We start from the raw sequence: 16,558 nt of genomic DNA on the forward strand, positions 1-16,558 counted from the left end.
ATGTGCCGGCGGTCCGTCAGGACCGGTCCGCGAGAATCTGCAATGGCTCGTATCTCATGACGAACACCACCGCGACCAGGGCGGAGACGATGGTCAGCGCCAGGCCGATGAGTATGAGCTGGCCGACCACTCTGAGGTTCACCGTGGCGTTCACCGTGGAGAGGTACTTGGTGGTGCTCTTTCCGACGGCGGTGTTGCCGAAGCCGCCGGAGGGCATGCCGGAGTTGGATGACCCGGAGTTCGACGTCCCGGAGTTCGAGGACGTCCCCGACGTGGAGGAGGCCGAGCTTCCGGACTGTCCGCCGCCCTGCATCTGGCGTCCGAACTGCTGCTGCTGGCTGGTCTGCTCGCTCTGCTCCGAGGACACCTGGCTGGCGAGCAGCTGGTTGGAGATGGGCACCGAGGTGGCCGCGCCAGCCACGGCGCCGATGGCCAGTCCGACCATCGTGACGATGAACAGCTCGAGCACGAACTGGGCCGCCACCTTGGCCTTGCGCACGCCGATGGCGGTGAGCACGCCCACCTCGTACTTGCGTTCGCGGACGTTGAAGAGGTTGAGGGCCACGAGGACGACCGCGCCGACGCCGAGGACGACGAGCAGCAGGGTGAGGGCGAACTTCGAGAGGTTGTTCAGCGGCACGAGGCTGGACTCGTACTCCTCGACGTCGGAGGAGGACACCGTGTAGCTGCTGGACAGGCCGGCCTTCTTCACGTCCTTGACGAAGGTCTCGTAGTCGGTCTTGTTGGCGAACACGTAGGTGAAGCTCAGCTGGGCGGCGTCATCGTCGTCGGAGGAGCTGTCGAGCCCCAGCGACTTGAGGGTGGACACCGAGGTGTAGATGGCGTTCGCCGGATCCGAGGAGGTCGAGGAATTGGGGCCGCTCGTCTGCGAAGTGGAGTCTGAGGTGTTCTTGTAGATGCCCACGATGGTGAGCTTGTGGGTGGTGGAGCTGTCGGAGGAGTTCTCGACGGTGATGGTGTCGCCCACGCTCAGGTCGTTGAAGTCGGCGAGCGATTTGGAGATGATGACGTCGCCGTTCGAGGACGACCCGTAGCCGAACACCTTTCCGGACTTCATGGTGAAGGTCCCGTTGGAGGCGTTGGCCACCGCCGTGTCGGAGGAGAAGCCGACGAGCTGGAAGTCTCCCGAGGTGGTGGTCGTCGACTGCATGCCGCTCATGCTGCCGCTCTGGCCTCCGGGCATCTGCGAGTTCGAGTTCGACGAGCTCGAGGAGGATGAGCTGGAGGAGCTCGAGGAGGTGGAGGTCTCGACCGGCTGGAAGGAATCGGTCTTGGCGACGGAGGTGGTCTCCGTGTAGTAGGTGCTCTTCACCGCGCTGGAGGCCTTGGCGTACTTCTCGTACTTGGCCAGCGACAGCGTCTTGTTGCTCAGAGCCTTGCGCAGGCTGTCGAAGTCCGGCGTGCTGGAGGACGAGGAGCTCGCCGAGGCGCTGGAGCTTGAACGCTGCTGGCTGATGAGCTTGCTGCGGTTGAGATCGATCTGCGCCGTGATGGTGGTGTTCTCGAGTCCGCTCTCCTTCGCGGTGTTCGCGGCCTGCCGGATGGACAGGCCGATGGTCGCGGCGGCGGCGATGATGGCCACGATGATGATGATGAGTATGTTGCGGCCCTTGTTGCGGACCACGCTTCTCCAGGCGTTCCTCAGTATGAACATATGCGTCCTTCGACCCTTGCGCTTCGGCCGGCCGCCGCCTGACGCGACCGTCACCGACCTGACGTGCCGACGACCCTCGCCGGCCCGGAACGCCCCTGGGGCTTCCGGCGTGACCCATAATCCGCGCGCCGTTTGGGCCGACGCTCAAAGTCCCATGAAAGAAAACTGGGAACGCGGCTCCGCCGACGCCTTCTCCCGACGTGTAGCGTGGGACTCATGCCCATCAGTGACGAGACCATCGACAACCCCCGCGCCCTGCGCATCCGCCGCGCCGCCGACCTGACGGACGTCCGGGAGCGCCGACGCTATGGGCGCATGCTCGTGGAGGGGCCGCAGGCGGTGCGCGAGGCCGTCGCCTTCGTCCCGTCCGCGCTTCATGACGTCTTCGTGGAGGTCACGAACGCGCCGGATCCGATGGCGGCCGGCGAGGATGGCCATGCCCATCCCCACGCCTGGGCGTCGCCGAGACTCGCCGGGGTCGCCGAGGCGGCGGACGCGGCGGGCGCCTACGTCCATCCGGTGACGTCGCGCGTGATGCACCGTCTCGCGCCCGAGGCCCAGGGCGTCGTGGCGGTCGCCGACCTGCCCTCCCCGGCGATGCCGACGGACGACCGGGGCGGCTGTCCCGGCATGGTCGCGGCCTTCTGGCAGATCAGGGATCCGGGGAACGCCGGTGCGGTGATCCGGGTCGCCGATGCCGCCGGCTGCGCGGCCGCGGTTTTCGTCGACGACTGCGTGGACGCCTACGGACCGAAGGTCGCGCGGTCCACCGCCGGGTCCCTTTTCCATCTTCCTGTCGTGCATCTGTCGACGTCGGACTTCCTTGGATGGAGCGCCGGTTCCGGTCTGCCTCTGATCGCCGCGGACGTCCACGGCATGCCCGACGTCCGCCCCGTGCCGCTGCCCGCCCTGCTCGCCCGGCGCTCCGTGGCATCCCGCGGGGGACGGGTGTGCGTGCTGTTCGGCAACGAGGCCCGGGGTCTTCCCGACTCCCTGCTGGTTCGTGCCGACGAGGTCGCGTCCATTCCGATGTACGGGCATGCCGAGTCGCTGAACCTGGCGACGAGCGCCGCCGTGCTGCTCTACGCTCTGGCGATGTCAGGCCGTCAGGGGACTTCTGCGGGAGACGTCGATGCAGGCGCCGGAACCGGTCGCGGCTCGGCCGCCGCGGCCGTCGGCGGTTCGGCCGGGACCACAGGCGTTGTCGAGTAGTGTTGGGACAATCCAAGGCGGTGAAGGGCGCGACGCCATGCCCCGGGCGGTATGCGGACGCCGACGGCCCCGTCGCGCGAACGGAAAGGGTGCTTGTGTCACAGGATGCGCAGTTCGACGTCCAGGCGGTGACCGATGCGGTCGCTGCGGGCATCGAGGAGATCGGGCGGGCCTCCAGCTCCGAGGAGCTGGCCTCCATCAGAACGCGGTACGCCGGCGCCGAGTCGGTGCTGACCCGGGCGGGACGGTCGCTGGGATCCCTCCCGCCGGCCGACCGCAAGGGCGCGGGCCGCGTCGTGGGGAAGCTCAAGGCGGACTTCGGACGCGCCTTCGGCGCTCGTGAGAAGGAGGTGGCGGCCGCCGAGGAGGCGCGTGAACTCGCCTCGCAGACCGTCGACATGACCCTTCCCGTACGACGCCGTCCCCTGGGCGCGCGGCATCCGCTTTCCCGTCTGATGGAGGACGTCGAGGACCTCTTCGTGTCCATGGGCTGGCAGATCTCGCAGGGTCCCGAGGTGGAGAGCGAGTGGTATGACTTCGACGCCCTCAACTTCGGACCCGACCATCCCGCCCGCCAGATGCAGGACACCTTCTATGTCAAGGGCACCCAGGCCCGGGACGCCGCTGGCTTCGTCGGGTCCAACATGGTGCTGCGCACCCAGACCTCGTCGGACCAGGTGCGCGCGCTGCTCACCCGCGGCGTCCCCCTGTACATCGCCTCCCCGGGACGCGTGTTCCGCACCGACGAGCTCGACGCCACCCACACGCCGGTGTTCCATCAGTGCGAGGCGCTGGCCGTGGACCGCGACCTGACGATGGCGGACCTCAAGGGCGTTCTGGACAAGCTCGCCGTGGCCATGTTCGGGCCTGAGGCGAAGAGCCGTCTGCGTCCCAGCTACTTCCCGTTCACCGAGCCGAGCGCCGAGCTTGACCTGTGGTTCCCCGACAAGAAGGGGGGCGCCGGATGGATCGAATGGGGAGGCTGCGGCATGGTCAATCCCAACGTGCTCAAATCGGCGGGTCTCGACCCCGGGAAGTACACCGGATTCGCCTTCGGCGTCGGCATGGAGCGCACGCTGCTGCTGCGCCATGACATCAACGACATGCACGACCTCGTCGAGGGCGACGTGCGATTCAGCGACCAGTTCGTGATGGGGGAGTGAGCGGCCATGCCCATGGTGGATATCGATTGGCTCCGGGAGCACGTCGAGGTTCCTCGGGACCTCAGCTATGAGAGGCTGGCCGCCGACCTCGTCCGCGTCGGTCTCGAGGAGGAGACCATCCATCCCTCGCAGGTCACGGGTCCCGTCGTCGTCGGCTACGTCGTCGACGCCACCCCCGAGCCCCAGACGAACGGCAAGGTCATCAACTGGTGCCATGTGGACGTCGGGGAGAAATACAACGCCGTCGACGCGGACGGGAGGAGGGTGCCGCGCGGCATCGTCTGCGGCGCGCCGAACATGGCCGCCGGCGAGAAGGTCGTCGTCACTCTTCCAGGGGCCGTCCTCCCCGGTGACTTCCGCATCGAGCCGCGGAAGACCTACGGCCACGTCTCCGACGGCATGTGCGCCTCCGAGCGCGAGCTCGGCCTCGGCGACAACCATGACGGGATCATCCTTCTCGGCCACTACGGGTTCACCCCCGAGCAGGTGGAGGGGATGAAGCCGGGCGACGACGCCATGCATCTGCTGCATCTCGACCAGCCCATCCTCGAGATCAACATCACCCCCGACCGCGGATACGCCTTCTCCTACCGCGGCGTGGCCCGCGAATACCATCACTCCACCGGGGCGCCCTTCGTCGACCCCGTGCCCAGGCTGGACTCCAGAGCACCCAGGACGTGCGGTGCCGCCGGCAAGGCCGCAGACATCGAGGTTCGAATCGAGGATGACGACCCGATTCATGGCGTGCCGGGATGCAGCCGCTACTACGCGCGGGCCGTGCGCGGCTTCGACCCTGCGTCCCACACGCCCAACTGGATGCGCCGCCGTCTGGTGAGGGCCGGGATGCGCTCTCTCTCCCTGGCCGTGGACGTGACCAACTACGTCATGCTCGACCTCGGCCAGCCGATGCACGCCTACGACCTCGACAAGATCGAAGCGCCGATCGTCGTGCGCCGCGCACGCGCCGGTGAGCGTCTGACGACGCTCGACGGCAGGGGCCACGAGCTCAGCGAGGAGGACCTGCTCATCACGGACTCCCCGAACGGGCAGGCGGGAAGCCGCATCCTCGGACTCGCCGGCGTCATGGGCGGACTGTACGGCGAGGTCACCGCCGACACGCGCAACATCCTGCTGGAATCCGCCTGCTTCGACCAGATCTCCATCGCGCGCTCCGCCCGGCGCCACAAGATCCCCTCGGAGGCCTCGAGACGATTCGAACGCGGGGTGGATCCGCGTCTGCAGCCCGCCGCCGCCCAGATGGCCTGCGATCTGCTCGCCAAGTACGGGGCGGGGGAGCCCTCCGAGCATCCGATGGACGTGGATCGCACGGCGCGTCGTCGTCCGATCGCCTTCCGCGCGGGTGAGGTTCGCAGACTCACCGGGCTCGAGACCCCCGTGAACCGAATCAGCGACATCCTCACCGATATCGGATGCTCGGTCGCCGGAGGAGGCAACGGGGAGTTCTCCGTCACGCCGCCCAGCTGGCGGCCTGACCTCACCGAGCCCTGCGACCTCGTCGAGGAGGTGGCACGACTCGTCGGCTACGACGAGATTCCCGTCACCGTGCCACGCGCTCCCGTCCAGGGGGCGGTGGGACTGACCCCCGACCAGGTCCGACGCCGTCAGGTCGCCACCGAGCTCGCCGAATACGGCATGACCGAGACCCTGAGCTACCCCTTCGTCGGCCATGCCGACTTCGAGGCCTTCCGGCTCGAGGAGGGGGACGTCACGCCCGTCAGCGTCGAGGTCGCCAACCCTCTGGCCGGCGATCGTCCGTATCTGCGCCGGATGGTGCTGCCCACCCTCGCCCAGACCGTCCAGCGCAACAGGCGACGCGGCATCGATGACGTCTCGCTGTATGAGATCGGCCATGTATATCTATGGAATCCGCAGGCCCCGGCCATTCCGGCCCTGCCGGGCGGGGTGCGCCCCAGCGACGAGCAGCTGAAGGCCCTTGACGCCGGGCTTCCCGACCAGCCGCTTCATGTGGCGGGCGTATTCACGGGGCTGGCCGAGGATTCCGGCTGGCTGGGGGACAGGCGTCCGGTCGACTGGACGGATGCCGTGGAGGCGACTCGTCGCGTCGCCGATCGGCTTGGCGCCCGCATCGCACTGAAGCAGCCGGAGCCCGACGGCGTCCCCGTCTCCTGGCATCCGGGACGCTTCGCCCATGTCGTTCTCGGCGAAACGAGGATCGGACGCGTCGGCGAGCTTCATCCCCGCGTGCTCCAGGCCCTGGGCCTGCCTGAGCATTCCTCGGCCTTCGAGCTTGATCTCACCGCGCTGTTCGCTCTTCTCGACTCCGGCCCCGTGCAGGCGGCGCCCATCTCGACGTATCCTCCCGTGAGACAGGATCTGGCCTTCACCATGCCGGAGTCCGTCACCGCCGCCGAGCTCATCGGGGCGATCCGCTCCGCGGCCGGGGATGTCCTCGAGGAGGTGCGGCTGTTCGACGTATTCACCGGAGGCCAGCTGGGCGAAGGCATGAAGTCCCTGGCGTTCTCCGTCGTCTTCCGGGCGTCCGACCGCACTCTGACCTCCCAGGGCAGCGAGGCCATCCGACAGGACATCGTCCGGAGCGCCTCGGCCCTGGGCGCGAGTCTGCGGGCCTGACATGACGGGAGGACGGCCATGACGGACGATCCGGAGCACGGGACCCCCGACGGGACCCCAACACGGGACGACGCTGACGTGAGGCATTCCGCGGAGCCCGGAGCGGGACGTCCCGCGGTCCCTGCCCCGGACGGAACGCCAGCCCCGCCTCCGGCGAACCGTCCACAGGCTCCGCGACGCGGCTCCGAGATGCCCGGCTCCTCCGACCGGGATGGTGCGTCCGACGTCGCTCCGGTGCCGGCGGCGCCCAGACAGCCCGAATACGGGCAGGTGCGCATGCCCGAATACGGGGCTCTGGCCAGTTCCTATCCTTCCGGATACGACCCGTACCTCTACGGCCGTCCCGCCCCGACGACGCCGACCGCCTCTCCCGCCCCATCCTCCGCGCCGCGGACGCAAGGGCCGAAGACGGCGGCATCGGCTCCGGCCGCCCCCCATCGTCCGGAGATGTTCCATGGCGTGGACCTCGCCGATCCGGGACAGAACCCGCTCTACGGACGGTGGGACTCCTATGCCGTCCTCGCCCTCGTCTTCGCCTTCGTCGGCGTCCCTGTGCTGCCGGCGGTGATGGGCGGCATATCCCTCTGGCGTACCCGGCGGTTCCATATGAGGGGCTTCGGGCTGGCCGTCGCGGCGATCGTCGTCAGTCTGCTCATCACGGCCGTCGACGTGTGGATGGTGAAGAACGGGATCAGCATCGACATGCTGATCCAATGGGCGACCGGTCAGTCGTCGTCGGGGACGTCGGGGAGTTCGATCTCCGCGTAGGTCGCGACATCCCTCGTCCGAGCCGTCCCACCCCCTCTTCCCGACACGCGGATGCATAAATATACGGAACTCTGTATATGATTATGCCCATCACCGGGCCTCGGATCCATCCGACGGAACGGACGGAACGGATGCCGCCGCCGACGGAGTCCATGCGATTCAATGTCATGCAGCCGAATGGAGGTTCCATGGGGGTTCTCAGTGTGGCGGTCGCCGGCGCGACGGGGTACGCGGGCGGCGAGGCCCTGCGTCTTCTGGCGTCGGAACCGCGCTTCGAGGTCACCTGCGTGACCGGACGATCCTCGGTCGGCGACAGGCTCGGACGGCATATGCCGCACATCCCCCGCTATGCCGGGCTCGTCGTCGAGGACACCACCCCCGAGACGCTGAACGGCCATGACGTCATCATCCTGGCCCTTCCCCATGGCGCTTCGGGAGCTCTCGCCGAAGGGCTCGACCCCCAGGCCGTCGTCGTCGATCTCGGCGCCGACCACCGTCTTGAGGAGAAGGACGACTGGGACGACTTCTACGGCGGGGAGTTCCACGACCACTGGGCCTATGGCATGCCCGAACTCATCGTGGGGCGGCGGAACGACGGATCCCTCATCAGGCAGCGCGAGTCCCTGGCGGGCGTACGGCGCATCGCCGGACCCGGATGCAACGTGACGGCCACCACCCTGGCCATCCAGCCCGCCGTCGCCGAAGGACTCATCGACGCCACGGGGATCGTTGCCGACCTCGTCGTCGGCTATTCGGGAGCCGGACGCAATCTCAGGCGCGTCGGTCTGCTGGCCGCCGAGGCCTTCGGATCCGCCGTTCCCTACGGCGTGGGCGGGACGCATCGTCACATCCCGGAGATCAGACAGAACCTCGCGCATGCCGCGGGTCTCGACGCCTCCCATGCCTCCGATTTCCCGCTGAGCTTCACTCCCGTGCTGGCGCCCATGGCGCGCGGCATCCTCGCCACGGTCTCCGCGCCGCTGAGTCCGAAGGCGCGCGGCATGACGGACGCCGACATCCGTGCGGCCTGGCATCGCGCCTACGACGACGAGCGTTTCATGATGCTGCTCGAACCGGGCGAGCTGCCCGCCACCGGGAACGTCATCGGTTCGAACGCGGCGCATCTTCAGGTGGTCGTGGATCGTCGGGCCGGCCGTCTCCTCGCCTTCTCGGCCATCGACAATCTCACGCGCGGCACCGCCGGACAGGCGCTGCAGTCCCTCAACATCGCCCTGGGTCTTCCTGAGGACCAGGGCCTGACGACGATCGGAGTGGCACCATGAGCGTCACCTATCCCCAGGGGTTCTCGGCGGCCGGAGTCGCCGCCGGCATCTCCTCCATCCCCGACAAGCCCGACCTTGCGCTCGTCGTCAACGACGGCCCCCTGGAGGCCGCGACCGGCGTGTTCACCTCGAACCGCTTCTGCGCCGCACCCGTGCAGTGGTCGCGCGTCGCCGTCGCCGATGGCCGGCTGCGGGCCGTCGTGCTGAACTCCGGAGGCGCGAACGCCTGCACCGGCCCGGAGGGATACGCGCAGTCCCGCGCCACGGCCGAACGCGAGGCGGGCCATCTTTCCGTCGCTTCCGCGGAGGTGGCGGTATGCTCCACCGGGCTCATCGGCGAGCTGCTGCCGCTGGACCGGGTGCTTGCCGGCGTGGACGCAGCCCAGAGGTCGCTCGGCTCGGATGAGGCGGCGGGGGCCGCCGCCGCGCACGCCATCATGACCACCGACACGAAGCCCAAAACCGTCGCCCTGGACGGAAGCGGATACCGTATCGGCGGCATGGTCAAGGGCTCGGGCATGATCGCCCCGCAGCTGGCCACCATGCTGTGCGTCATCACGACCGACGCCGTCGTGGACGCCGATGCGCTTCATGGCGCCCTGGCGGCGGGCGTGGGGACGTCCTTCAACCGCATCGACGTCGACGGCTGCATGTCCACCAACGACACGGTGCTGCTTCTGGCCTCCGGCGCATCGGGTGTCCGTCCGGACCCGCAGGAGTTCGCCGGTCTCATCGCGCAAGCCTGCGCCTCGCTCGCACGCCAGATCGTCGGCGACGGCGAGGGGTGCACCCATGCGGTGCGGATCCGCGTCTCCGGGGCCGGAAGCGAGGCCGCCGCCCTGGCCTGCGCGCGGGCCGTGGCCGCCTCCAACCTGCTCAAATGCGCGATCTACGGCAACGATCCCAACTGGGGGCGCGTCGTGAGCTCCCTGGGGACCGTGCCCGAATCCGTCGCCACGTACGACCCGATGAAGGTCACGGTCGACATCAACGGCGTGCGGATCTGCGACGGCGGCCGTCCCGGCCGCGACCGCTCGGAGGTCGACATGACCCCCGAGGAGGTCCACATCGACGTCGACCTGCACGAGGGCGGTGAGGAGGCGACCGTCTGGACGGACGACCTCACGGTCGACTACGTGCACATCAACGCGGACTACGAGAGCTGAGGCTCATCACGGAAGGAACGGAGGAGAGGGACATGACCGACGCCGTCAAGGGGCCCGGCTTCCATTTCGACGTCCACACCGATCTGCGGGCCGACCAGAAGGCGGAGGTGCTCATCGAGGCGCTGCCTTGGCTCGAGGAGTTCGCCGGGTCGCGGATCGTCGTCAAATACGGCGGCAACGCCATGGTGGATGAGCATCTCAAGGCCTGCTTCGCCGAGGATATGGTCTTCCTTCGGCAGGTGGGGCTGCATCCCGTCGTGGTCCATGGCGGAGGCCCGCAGATCTCGACCATGCTCAAGGCCCTGGGAATCAGATCCGAGTTCCGCGGGGGGCTCAGGGTCACCTCCCCGGAGGCGATGGACGTCGTGCGCATGGTGCTCACCGGCAAGGTCTCCCGCGAGCTCGTGGGGCTGATCAACACGCATGGCCCCTTCGCCGTGGGATTGTCCGGCGAGGACGGAGGCCTGTTCTCGGCCGCCACGAGGCATCCGGTCATCGACGGCGTCGCGACGGACATCGGTCTGGTCGGCGACGTGGTGAGCGTCGACGCCTCGGCGGTCGAGGACCTCATCGCGGCGGGCCGCATCCCGGTCGTCTCCTCGGTCGCCCCTGACGAGGATGACGCCACGAGGGTGCTCAACATCAACGCCGACTCGGCGGCCGCGGCCCTGGCCGCGGCCCTTGGCGCGCGCAAGCTCGTCATCCTCACCGACGTCGACGGTCTGTACGCCGACTGGCCCGACCGTGATTCCCTGATCGGCCGCATCGGCGTGGAGAACCTCAGGGACATGCTCCCCGATCTGGAGTCCGGCATGCGTCCCAAGATGGAGGCGTGCGTCAGGGCCCTCGACGGCGGCGTGCCGCAGGCCCATATCATCGACGGCCGCAAGCCGCATTCCATACTCAACGAGATCTTCACCACGGCGGGGATCGGAACCATGGTCGTCCCGGAGGACGGCGTGGAGATGAGGAGTTCCTATGTCCTATGAGAAGGAGACCCTGGGGCCCGAGGACGCCAGATGGCTTGACGAGTACCGCGACGTCCACATGAACGTCTTCGGCACGCCTCTGCGCGTCATGGACCACGGTCGCGGGGCGCGCATCTGGGACGTCGACGGCAACGAGTATCTCGACTTCCTCGGCGGAATCGCCGTCAACGCCCTGGGCTACGCCCATCCGCGCTGGGTGAAGGCCGTGTCCGAGCAGGCGGCGCGCGTCGCGCATACGAGCAACTACTTCGCCACCGAGCCGCAGATTCGTCTCGCCGCACGTCTGGTGGAGCTTTCCGGAGCGCCGAAGGGCTCCCACGTCTACTTCGGCAATTCGGGGGCCGAGGCGAACGAGGCCGCGCTCAAGCTCGCGAGGCTGTACGGCAGGACCCTTCCGGGGGCGCTGCCGGACCTCGGCGGCAAGCCCTCCAGAATCGTCGCCCTCACCAACGGATTCCACGGCCGGACCATGGGCGCGCTGAGCGCCACCTGGAAGCCCGCCATCCGCACGCCCTTCGAGCCCCTGCTGCCCGCGGTGGAGTTCGTCGAATCCGGCGACCCCATGGCGCTGTATGACGCCTTCGCGAAGACGGGCAAGGGGTCCTACGGCGAGGGACCGGTGGCGGCCGTCATCCTCGAGCTCATCCAAGGGGAGGCGGGCGTGCGTCCTCTCGACCCCGAGTACGTCCTGCGCGTGCGCCGCATGTGCGACGTCAACCATGCGCTGCTCATCGTCGACGAGGTGCAGACCGGCATCGGACGCACGGGCGCCTGGTTCGCCTTCCAGAGGGACGACCTGGCCCCGGGCGTCACCCCCGATATCGTCACCTTCGCCAAGGGCGTGGCCGGAGGCTTCCCCATGGGGGGTGCGATCGCCTTCGGACGGAGTCTTTCCGCCCTTTTCACGCCGGGCTCCCATGGCTCGACCTTCGCGGGCAATCCCCTGGGGGCTGCGGCCGCCCTGGCGACGCTCGACGTCATCGAGGAGGACGGTCTGGTCGCCAACGCCGAGGAGCGCGGTGGTCAGCTGCGTGAGGCCATCGACGGATGCGGCAATCCCCTGTACGTCGGCACGCGGGGCCGGGGGCTGCTTGACGCGGTCCAGCTCGCACATCCCTGCGCCCATGCCGTCATGGGATGGGCTCTGGAGCACGGGCTCATCGTCAACGCCGTGGCGCCCGACGCCTTGCGGATGGCGCCGCCGCTCATCATCGACGCGGACGACGTCGACGAGGCCGTGGACGTGCTGTCGCGCGTGCCGGGCGACCTGCCGGACGACTGAGACGCCGCGGATGGAACGCCATGACGGAATGCATGAAGGAGACGGATATGAATGGTGAACTTCGCCATATGCTGCGCGACGACGACGTGAGCCATGAGGAGCAGCGGCAGATCCTCGAGCTCGGGATGCGCTTCCGCGACGACCGTTTTCACCGGCGTCCCTTCGAGGGACCCCAGGCCGTGGCCGTGCTGTTCGACAAGCCGAGCACGCGCACGCGCTCGAGCTTCTCGATCGGGGTCGCCGAGCTCGGCGGATACCCGCTGATCATCGACAAGTCCGGCTCGCAGCTGGGTCGCGGGGAGCCCGTGGAGGACACGGCCCGCGTGCTCACCCGCATGGCCTCGGCCATCGTCTGGCGCACCTTCGGACAGGAGAGGGTCGAGCGGATGGCCGAGTATTCGACGGTGCCGGTCGTCAACGCCCTGACTGACGAGTTCCATCCCTGCCAGGTGCTCGCCGACCTGCTCACCCTCGCGCAGCATCGGGGGGGCGTCGACGCGCTGCCGGGCATGTCCATCGCCTACGTCGGCGACGCCTCGAACAACATGGCGAACTCCTATCTGCTGGGCGGCGCCACCGCAGGGATGGACGTGCGGGTGGCCGGTCCCTATGGGTTCCTTCCCGATCCGACGATCGTCGCGAAGGCCCAGGCCATCGCCTCCGAGACCGGCGGGCGCGTCCTCGTCACGACGGATCCCCGCGAGGCGGCGTCCGACGTGGACTGCGTGTTCACCGACACCTGGGTGTCGATGGGGGAGGAGGCCGAATATGCCATCCGGTCCAAGCCCTTCTGGGACTATCAGGTCAATGACGCCCTCATGGGCCTGGCGAAGCCCGACGCCCTCTTCCAGCACTGTCTTCCGGCCTACCGGGGCAAGGAGGTCACCGCCTCGGTGATCGATGGGCCGCGCTCGGTGGTCTGGGATGAGGCCGAGAACCGTCTGCACGCGCAGAAGGCCCTGCTCACCTGGCTGATGGGCCGGCTGCGCGGCGACGAGTCCCTGCTGGCGTAGGCGCGTCATCATGTCCTCGTCTCCGATGCAGCGCCCCGCCACCCGTGCGGCTCGCCTCAGCGCCATCGAGGAGGCTCTGGGGAGCTCGGCCATCACCTCCCAGTCCCAGCTGGCGTTGGTGCTCGCCGCCCAGGGCATCGAGGTCACCCAGGCCACCCTCAGTCGCGACCTTGACGAGATGAACGCCACCAAGACGCGGCTCGCGGACGGCACCGTGGCCTATGTCCTTGCGGAACACAGGCCGGGGGAGGGGGTCGCCGAAAGGGCGCTGAGGATCGAGCAGAGGATGTCCCGCGTCATCTCGGGGCTGGTGACCTCGGTGGCCACCGCCCGCAACCTCGTCGTGGTGCACACCCCGTCGGGTGCGGCCCAGTACGTGGCCAGCGTCATCGACAGGCAGTCCATCGAGGGCATCCTCGGCACGATCGCCGGCGACGACACGGTGATGATGGTGTGCTCCGACGACGAGGTGGCGGCGGATCGGGCGCAGTGGCTGCTTGACATCGCCTCCGGCGCCGCCCCGAGTTCGCCGGCCGGGTCCTCCTCCGACCCGTCGTCCATGCCGGAGGCATAGGGGGATTCCCGTTCGGCTGCCGGAGCCCCGGGATGGCGCAGTGATGGATCATGCCGCGGCCGCGCGCATCCGCGGCGCCGAGGGCACGCCTCCGTGACACGCCGCCCAAGAGAATGCATAATTATACGGAATGTCGTATATACTTGCGCCATACATCCGGAAGGGTCAGGAAAGGTCTGCCATGAGCGATAAGAACCGCATCGTCCTCGCGTATTCCGGGGGTCTCGACACCTCCGTCGCCATCTCGTTCCTCCAGGAGCGCACGGGGAAGGACGTCGTCGCCGTCTCCCTCGACGTCGGCCAGGGCGGGGAGAGCCTCGAGACCATCAAGCAGCGCGCGCTCGACTGCGGCGCGGTCGAGGCCTACGTCGTGGACGCCCGCGACGAGTTCGCCTCCGAGTACTGCATGCCCGCGCTCAAGGCCAACGCCATGTATGAGGGCGTCTACCCGCTGGTCTCCGCCATCTCCCGGCCGCTCATCACCAAGCATCTCGTGCGCGCCGCCCACCAGTTCGGGGCGGACACCATCGCCCACGGCTGCACCGGCAAGGGCAACGACCAGGTGCGCTTCGAGGTCTCCATCCAGTCCATCGATCCCACGCTCAAGGCCATCAGCCCCATCCGAGACCTCTCGCTCACCCGCGACGTGGAGATCCAGTTCGCGGCTGACCATCACCTGCCCATCGTCCAGACGAAGAAAAGCCCCTTCTCCATCGACCAGAACGTCTGGGGACGCGCCATCGAGACGGGATTCCTCGAGGACCCGTGGAACGGGCCCACCAAGGACTGCTACACCTACACCGACGACCCGGCGTTCCCCCCGGCCGAGGACGAGGTCGTCATCGCCTTCGAGGAGGGCGTCCCCGTGGCCATCGACGGCCATGACGTCACCCCGCTGCAGGCCGTCGAGGAGATGAACCGTCGCGCCGGAGCCCAGGGCATCGGCCGCATCGACCTCATCGAGGACCGTCTCGTCGGCATCAAGTCACGAGAGCTCTACGAGGCCCCCGGGGCCGTGGCCCTGATCGTCGCCCACCAGGAGCTCGAGAACTGCTGCCTCGAACGCGAGCAGCATCGCATCAAGCGCGACATCGACAAGCGCTGGGCGGAGCTCGTCTATGACGCCCAGTGGTTCTCCCCGGCCGTGCGCTCCCTCAACGCCTTCATCGAGGAGACCCAGCGTTACGTCTCCGGCGAGATCCGCATGGTGCTGCACGGCGGCCGCGCGGTCGTCACGGGCCGGCGCTCCGACACCTCGCTGTATGACTACAGCCTGGCGACCTATGACTCCGGGGACAGCTTCGACCAGCACGCCTCCAACGGCTTCATCGAGATCTACGGTCTGCCCAGCAAGGTGGCCGCCGCCCGCGACGTGAAGTTCGGCAAGGGCATCGAGGTGCCGTCAAACTCCGTCGAGTAGACGCGGGGGACGGGACGGACGGATTCCATAACGCGGTAAGGAGCATCATGGGCGAGAACGAGGAGCATGACGTCAACGCCGGCGAGGGGCGTCTCGCCCTGTGGGGAGGCCGCTTCGCCTCCGGCCCGGCGCCCGAGCTCGCCCGGCTGTCGAAGTCCACGCAGTTCGACTGGAGGCTCGCCGACGACGACATCGCCGGATCGCGGGCGCATGCGCGGGCCCTCGGGCGGGCCGGCCTGCTCGACGATGACGAGCTCGCCGGGATGGAGGCGGCGCTCGACGAGCTGCAGCGGCATGTGGACGACGGAAGCTTCGCCCCCGTCGAGTCCGACGAGGACGAGGCCACGGCCCTGGAACGCGGTCTTATCGACATCGCCGGCGACGAGCTCGGCGGCAAGCTGCGTGCCGGACGTTCCCGCAACGACCAGATCGCCACGCTGATCCGGATGTGGCTGAGGCGCCACGCACGTCTCGTCGCCGGCGAGGTGCTCGGGGTCGTCGACGCCCTGCTCGGGCAGGCGGAGAGCGCCGGGACGATTGTCATGCCCGGACGCACCCATATGCAGCACGCCCAGCCCATTCTCCTGTCGCATCAGCTCATGGCCCATGCCTGGCCCCTGCTGCGCGACGTGGCTCGCCTCGTCGACTGGGACCGCCGAGCCGACGCCAGTCCCTACGGCTCCGGGGCGCTCGCCGGAAGCACGCTTGGTCTCGATCCCGTCGCCGTGGCGAGGGAACTCGGATTCTCGCGCGTCGTCGACAACTCCGTCGACGGGACCTCCAGCCGTGACGCGGTTGCCGAATTCGCCTTCGTGTCCGCCATGCTCGGCGTCGACCTGTCGCGTCTCAGCGAGGAGATCATCATCTGGAACACCCAGGAGTTCGCCTTCGTCCGACTCGACGACGCCTGGTCGACCGGCTCGTCCATCATGCCGCAGAAGAAGAACCCTGACGTCGCCGAGCTCACCCGCGGCAAGGCCGGCAGGCTCATCGGCGATCTGACCGGTCTGCTCGCCACGCTCAAGGGCCTGCCCACCGCCTACGCCCGTGACCTCCAGGAGGACAAGGAGGCCGTCTTCGACCAGGTGGACACCCTGGAGACCCTGCTGCCGGCCTTCGCCGGCATGGTCCGCACCATGGTCTTCGACCGCGACCGCCTTGAGGACCAGGCGCCCACCGGGTTCGCCCTCGCCACCGACATCGCCGAATGGCTGGTGCGGCAGGGGGTTCCGTTCCGTCACGCGCACGAGATGTCCGGGGCCTGCGTGCGGCTGGCCGAGGGACGCGGGGTGGAGCTGTGGGATCTCACGGATGACGACTTCCGCCGCGTCTTCGACGGACACATCCCTTCGGACAGGGCCCCCGAGGTCCGTTCCGTCCTGTCCGCTGCCGGATCGGTC

At 68.5% G+C, this 16,558-nt stretch carries 13 protein-coding genes; 12 read left to right on the forward strand and 1 reads right to left on the reverse strand.

All coding sequences use genetic code 11. The features are described from left to right. Positions 1 to 16: 16 nt before the first annotated feature. Entirely contained in the window at positions 17 to 1,675 is a 1,659-nt protein-coding gene (locus RWX87_RS05105) for an ABC transporter permease (RefSeq protein WP_314688219.1), read from the reverse strand. 216 nt (positions 1,676 to 1,891) lie between these two features. Here RWX87_RS05105 and RWX87_RS05110 point away from each other — a divergent pair, with 216 nt between their 5' ends. From RWX87_RS05110 to argH, 12 genes are all read left to right on the forward strand, one after another. Then, positions 1,892 to 2,887, forward strand: coding sequence for an RNA methyltransferase (locus tag RWX87_RS05110; RefSeq protein WP_314688221.1), 996 nt, complete (start codon positions 1,892 to 1,894; stop codon positions 2,885 to 2,887). A gap of 95 nt (positions 2,888 to 2,982) precedes the next feature. Then, positions 2,983 to 4,050, forward strand: a complete 1,068-nt coding sequence (gene pheS, locus RWX87_RS05115) for a phenylalanine--tRNA ligase subunit alpha (RefSeq protein WP_314688254.1) — start codon at positions 2,983 to 2,985, stop codon at positions 4,048 to 4,050. Between the two features lie 6 nt (positions 4,051 to 4,056). Beyond that, the gene (gene pheT, locus RWX87_RS05120) at positions 4,057 to 6,663 is read left to right on the forward strand and encodes a phenylalanine--tRNA ligase subunit beta (protein WP_314688223.1); all 2,607 of its coding nucleotides are present in this window, start codon (positions 4,057 to 4,059) and stop codon (positions 6,661 to 6,663) included. An 18-nt stretch (positions 6,664 to 6,681) separates the two neighbouring features. Beyond that, complete coding sequence (locus tag RWX87_RS05125; protein WP_314688226.1) at positions 6,682 to 7,431, forward strand: hypothetical protein; 750 nt, start codon at positions 6,682 to 6,684, stop codon at positions 7,429 to 7,431. A gap of 188 nt (positions 7,432 to 7,619) precedes the next feature. After that, positions 7,620 to 8,714, forward strand: a complete 1,095-nt coding sequence (gene argC, locus RWX87_RS05130; protein ID WP_314688227.1) for an N-acetyl-gamma-glutamyl-phosphate reductase — start codon at positions 7,620 to 7,622, stop codon at positions 8,712 to 8,714. After that, positions 8,711 to 9,880 carry a bifunctional glutamate N-acetyltransferase/amino-acid acetyltransferase ArgJ gene (gene argJ, locus RWX87_RS05135; protein ID WP_314688229.1) on the forward strand — a complete coding sequence of 390 codons (1,170 nt, stop codon included), beginning with the start codon at positions 8,711 to 8,713 and terminating at the stop codon, positions 9,878 to 9,880. The genes argC and argJ overlap by 4 nt, the downstream gene beginning before the upstream one ends. Positions 9,881 to 9,912: 32 nt before the next feature. Continuing rightward, positions 9,913 to 10,869: an acetylglutamate kinase gene (gene argB, locus RWX87_RS05140; protein WP_314688232.1), complete on the forward strand. Its 957-nt coding sequence runs from the start codon at positions 9,913 to 9,915 to the stop codon at positions 10,867 to 10,869. Beyond that, the gene (locus RWX87_RS05145; protein WP_314688235.1) at positions 10,859 to 12,151 is read left to right on the forward strand and encodes an acetylornithine transaminase; all 1,293 of its coding nucleotides are present in this window, start codon (positions 10,859 to 10,861) and stop codon (positions 12,149 to 12,151) included. The genes argB and RWX87_RS05145 overlap by 11 nt, the downstream gene beginning before the upstream one ends. A gap of 47 nt (positions 12,152 to 12,198) precedes the next feature. Continuing rightward, positions 12,199 to 13,164 (forward strand): ornithine carbamoyltransferase, encoded by a 966-nt coding sequence (gene argF, locus RWX87_RS05150; RefSeq protein WP_314688239.1) that lies wholly within the window; start codon positions 12,199 to 12,201, stop codon positions 13,162 to 13,164. A 10-nt stretch (positions 13,165 to 13,174) separates the two neighbouring features. Further along, positions 13,175 to 13,738 carry an arginine repressor gene (gene argR / locus RWX87_RS05155; RefSeq protein WP_314688243.1) on the forward strand — a complete coding sequence of 188 codons (564 nt, stop codon included), beginning with the start codon at positions 13,175 to 13,177 and terminating at the stop codon, positions 13,736 to 13,738. A gap of 181 nt (positions 13,739 to 13,919) precedes the next feature. Continuing rightward, entirely contained in the window at positions 13,920 to 15,158 is a 1,239-nt protein-coding gene (locus RWX87_RS05160; protein ID WP_314688247.1) for an argininosuccinate synthase, read from the forward strand. A gap of 47 nt (positions 15,159 to 15,205) precedes the next feature. Then, a partial coding sequence (argH, locus tag RWX87_RS05165) for an argininosuccinate lyase (RefSeq protein ID WP_314688252.1) occupies positions 15,206 to 16,558 on the forward strand: 1,353 nt, incomplete at its 3' end.

Source organism: uncultured Bifidobacterium sp. (genome assembly GCF_963540075.1).
Taxonomy (GTDB): domain Bacteria; phylum Actinomycetota; class Actinomycetes; order Actinomycetales; family Bifidobacteriaceae; genus Bifidobacterium.

Coding starts and splice junctions, on each gene's coding strand:
- RWX87_RS05145 (WP_314688235.1), top strand. CDS start 10,859: ATGTCCTATGAGAAGGAGACCCTGGGGCCCGAGGACGCCAGATGGCTT.
- RWX87_RS05110 (WP_314688221.1), top strand. CDS start 1,892: ATGCCCATCAGTGACGAGACCATCGACAACCCCCGCGCCCTGCGCATC.
- argB (WP_314688232.1), top strand. CDS start 9,913: ATGACCGACGCCGTCAAGGGGCCCGGCTTCCATTTCGACGTCCACACC.
- RWX87_RS05125 (WP_314688226.1), top strand. CDS start 6,682: ATGACGGACGATCCGGAGCACGGGACCCCCGACGGGACCCCAACACGG.
- argF (WP_314688239.1), top strand. CDS start 12,199: ATGAATGGTGAACTTCGCCATATGCTGCGCGACGACGACGTGAGCCAT.
- RWX87_RS05105 (WP_314688219.1), bottom strand. CDS start 1,675: ATGTTCATACTGAGGAACGCCTGGAGAAGCGTGGTCCGCAACAAGGGC.
- argR (WP_314688243.1), top strand. CDS start 13,175: ATGTCCTCGTCTCCGATGCAGCGCCCCGCCACCCGTGCGGCTCGCCTC.
- pheT (WP_314688223.1), top strand. CDS start 4,057: ATGCCCATGGTGGATATCGATTGGCTCCGGGAGCACGTCGAGGTTCCT.
- argC (WP_314688227.1), top strand. CDS start 7,620: ATGGGGGTTCTCAGTGTGGCGGTCGCCGGCGCGACGGGGTACGCGGGC.
- RWX87_RS05160 (WP_314688247.1), top strand. CDS start 13,920: ATGAGCGATAAGAACCGCATCGTCCTCGCGTATTCCGGGGGTCTCGAC.
- argJ (WP_314688229.1), top strand. CDS start 8,711: ATGAGCGTCACCTATCCCCAGGGGTTCTCGGCGGCCGGAGTCGCCGCC.